Here is a 1,701-nt window from a genome sequence, read left to right as displayed (position 1 = left end):
GACCCGTTACTTGACCCGTTATTATGACGGGTTTTTTATTTTCTTGATGTAACTCTTTGATTTTATGGTACGCCCTACAGGATTCGAACCTGTGACCTACGGCTTAGAAGGCCGTTGCTCTATCCAGCTGAGCTAAGGGCGCATTTTGTGCGATATGTAAATAAGAAACATCATTAATGCGTTGATGCAGCACCGGATTATACGGGCATAATGGCCTGAGTCAATGCCCTTTTCGTTCGTATGTTCATTTTATGACTATTAATAAAACTGACAGACGGTTTATGTTCTGACAAAATAGCCCCCATTCCTATACTTGATGATGGAATCTTAAATACATGTCAGCAAAAATTATTGATGGGAAAACGATTGCGCAGACAATCAGAAGTGAAGTTGCAGAAAGAGTTAAGCAGCGTGTTACTGCCGGAAAACGAGCGCCGGGGCTTGCCGTCGTTTTAGTGGGCGAAAACCCTGCATCTCAGATTTATGTCGCAAGTAAACGCCGGGCCTGTGAAGAAGTCGGCTTTATGTCCCGCTCTTATGACCTGCCTGATACCACCAGCGAAGCCGAATTGCTCTCCCTGATAGATAACCTGAACGCCGATACTGAAATCGACGGTATTTTGGTTCAACTTCCCTTACCTGCCGGCATTGATAATGTCAAAGTACTGGAACGTATTCATCCCGATAAGGATGTCGATGGTTTCCATCCCTATAATATCGGCCGTCTGTGCCAACGAGCGCCGAAGCTGCGCCCTTGTACCCCCCGTGGGATTGTTACGCTGCTCGAGCGATGCAATATCAATACATATGGGCTAAATGCGGTTATTATCGGCGCTTCCAATATCGTTGGGCGCCCAATGAGTCTTGAGTTGTTATTGGCTGGCTGTACAACGACGGTCACTCATCGCTTTACCAAAAATTTACGCCAGCATGTTGAGCAAGCAGATTTACTGGTCGTGGCTGTCGGTAAACCGAATTTTATTCCCGGTGAATGGATTAAATCAGGCGCGATTGTGATTGATGTTGGCATCAATCGGCTGGAAAATGGCAAAGTCATTGGTGATGTAGATTTCGATAACGCATCCGAACGCGCTAGCTGGATCTCCCCTGTTCCGGGTGGTGTTGGCCCAATGACCGTTGCAACATTGATTCAAAATACCTTGCAGGCTTGCGAGGAATACCATGATGTAGATACAACTGAAGGATACTGATGGAAATTTTTTGTTTAGATAGTCACCCTTATGTCGAATTATGCGACTTGCTGAAATTACAAGGGTGGTGCGAAAGTGGTGCAGTGGCAAAAGCTATGATTGCAGAAGGTTTGGTACAGGTTGATAGTCAACTTGAGACACGCAAGCGCTGCAAAATTACTGCGGGTAAAGTTGTAACCTTTAATGGCGAATCTGTTCGCGTTGAAGAGTAACTCAGTGGATAAAGATTACCACTAATACCTTTTCGAAAAAACAGCACCTGAATTTATACATTTAAGGTGCTGTTTTTTCATGCTATAAACTATAAACAACAATGATTTTTTTATCACTAAGAGCCTATTCCATTAAGTTATAATTTATATAATCCAGTCTAAAATAAGGTCATGTATTGAATAGTTAGTTGATGTGATATGCTTTTAGCTTTTTTAGGTGAAGTATGGCTAAAGTTGACGTTTATTGCCGTTATTGTCTCAAATCAGAAAAAGTGAAA

Annotated in this window: 2 protein-coding genes and 1 tRNA gene; 2 read left to right on the top strand and 1 reads right to left on the bottom strand. The window is 42.9% G+C overall.

Going from position 1 to position 1,701, the window contains the following annotated elements; translation table 11 throughout:
• Nucleotides 1-65 precede the first annotated feature (65 nt).
• A tRNA-Arg gene (locus tag AAC854_RS22410) sits at nt 66-142 on the bottom strand.
• A gap of 193 nt (nt 143-335) precedes the next feature.
• Here AAC854_RS22410 and folD point away from each other — a divergent pair.
• Together folD and ybcJ are read left to right on the top strand one after the other, a co-directional pair.
• Nucleotides 336-1,211, top strand: a complete 876-nt coding sequence (gene folD / locus AAC854_RS22405) for a bifunctional methylenetetrahydrofolate dehydrogenase/methenyltetrahydrofolate cyclohydrolase FolD (protein ID WP_340619023.1) — start codon at nt 336-338, stop codon at nt 1,209-1,211.
• On the top strand, nt 1,211-1,423 hold the full coding sequence (ybcJ, locus tag AAC854_RS22400) for a ribosome-associated protein YbcJ (RefSeq protein WP_340619022.1): 213 nt from the start codon (nt 1,211-1,213) through the stop codon (nt 1,421-1,423). Before folD ends, ybcJ begins: the two co-directional genes overlap by 1 nt.
• Nucleotides 1,424-1,701 lie beyond the last annotated feature (278 nt).

It is taken from the genome of Xenorhabdus entomophaga (genome assembly GCF_037996725.1).
In the GTDB taxonomy this organism is placed as follows: Bacteria; Pseudomonadota; Gammaproteobacteria; order Enterobacterales; family Enterobacteriaceae; genus Xenorhabdus; species Xenorhabdus khoisanae.
The sequence above is the reverse complement of the archived record's forward strand: the minus strand, read 5'-3'. Positions and strand labels throughout refer to the sequence as shown.